This is a genomic window from Streptomyces sp. SID11385 (assembly GCF_010548245.1).
In the GTDB taxonomy this organism is placed as follows: domain Bacteria; phylum Actinomycetota; class Actinomycetes; order Streptomycetales; family Streptomycetaceae; genus Streptomyces.
This window is the reverse complement of sequence record NZ_JAAGLR010000636.1, coordinates 1-1,462: the sequence shown is the minus strand read 5'-3', so window position 1 is coordinate 1,462 and position 1,462 is coordinate 1. Positions and strand designations below refer to the sequence as shown.

The following is a 1,462-nucleotide window of genomic DNA, read 5'->3' as shown; positions in this document are numbered from 1 at the left end:
CGCTCACCGGGAGCGGCGGCGAGCGGGTCCCCGGCGGGTCCACGCTCGGCGTGCTCGGCCTCGTGACGCTCGGCACGGTGCTCGCGCTGCTGCTCGTGGCGCGCGGGGTGCACCACCACCCGGCGGCGCGCGGCGGATTCGTCGCGGCGGCGGCCGGGGTGGCCTTCGGGATGGCGTCGGTCTACACGAAGACCGTCACGGACCGGATCGCGCACGAGAGTCCGCTGGAGATGCTGCCGTTGCTCGGCGCGGTGAGCGTGCTGGCGTGCGCGGGGATGCTGCTGTCCCAGGCGAGCTACCGGGGCGCCGGTCTCACGGCCCCTCTCGCGACGCAGACGGTCGTCAACCCGGTGACGGCGGCGGCGGTGGGTTTCGCGCTCTTCGGCGAGCACATGCGCTTCGGCGTCCTGGGCGAGGCGGGAGCGGCGGCCGCGGGCACGCTCGCGGCGGTGGGCCTCGTCTGGCTGACGGTGGGCAGAACGGCACCACCGGCGGCCCCCGAGCCGCCCACGACGGTCACGGAGTCGAGCCCGTCGGGGGCGTGAGACGAGGTCCCCGGGCCGGTGGAGGCCGTCCCGGGGACCCGCCCCCTCAGATGTGGACGCCGCCCGCGCGGAGGTAGGCCAGCGGGTCGATGTCGGAGCCGAAGCCGGGGCCCGTGCGGACCTCGAAGTGCAGGTGGGGCCCCGTCACGTTGCCCGTCGCGCCGGAGCGGGCGATGCGCTGCCCCTCGGCGACGTGCTGGCCCGCGCGGACGTTGAGCGCGGAGAGGTGCGCGTACTGGCTGTAGCGGCCGTCCGCGTGGTGGAGGACGACCTGGTAGCCGTACGAGCCGCCCCAGCCCGCCGAGACCACCGTTCCGGCGCCGATCGCCTTGACGGTCGTGCCGGTGGGGACCGGGAAGTCGACGCCCGTGTGGTACCCCTTCGACCACGAGGAACCCGCCGCGCGGTACTGCGTGCCCGTACCCGCCGCGACGGGCGCGGTGACGTTGTGGCCCGTGCTCGCGGCCTTCTTGGGGGCGGCTGCTTTCTCGGTCTTCTTCGGCTCGGTCTTCTTGGGCGCGGCCTTCGGCTCGGTCTTCTTCGGCTCCGCCTTCCTCGGCGCCGCCTTCCGCTCCGGCGCCCGCTCGGCCGTACGGGGGCCCGGTTTCCCGGAGAGCGCGAGGTGCTGGCCCGGGCGGATCAGGTCGGGGTCGGCGCCCACCGTGGCCCGGTTCAGCGCGTAGAGCTGCTCCCAGCCGCCCTCGACCTGCCGCTCGGCCGCGATGCCCGAGAGGCTGTCCCCGGGGACGACCGTGTAGAGCCGGGCCGTGCCCGCGCGGGACTGCGGGGTCTTGTCGGGGCCGTGGCTCGCGGGCGGCTTGCGGGTCGTCAGCCGCTCGGCCCGGGCGGCGGCCTCCTCCTTCGGCCGGGCCTTCGGAGCCGCCTTCGTCTCCGTCTTCGCCTCCGCCTTCGGCTTC

The 1,462-nt window shown here is 75.7% G+C and carries 1 protein-coding gene and 1 pseudogene; one reads left to right on the top strand and one right to left on the bottom strand.

Going from position 1 to position 1,462, the window contains the following annotated elements; all coding sequences use genetic code 11:
- Window positions 1-545, top strand: a pseudogene (locus G3I42_RS19420) (hypothetical protein); the annotation flags it as partial.
- 46 nt (window positions 546-591) lie between these two features.
- On the opposite strand, the gene G3I42_RS19415 reads toward G3I42_RS19420, so the two are convergent.
- A partial coding sequence (locus G3I42_RS19415; RefSeq protein ID WP_164287643.1) for a LysM peptidoglycan-binding domain-containing M23 family metallopeptidase occupies window positions 592-1,462 on the bottom strand: 871 nt, incomplete at its 5' end.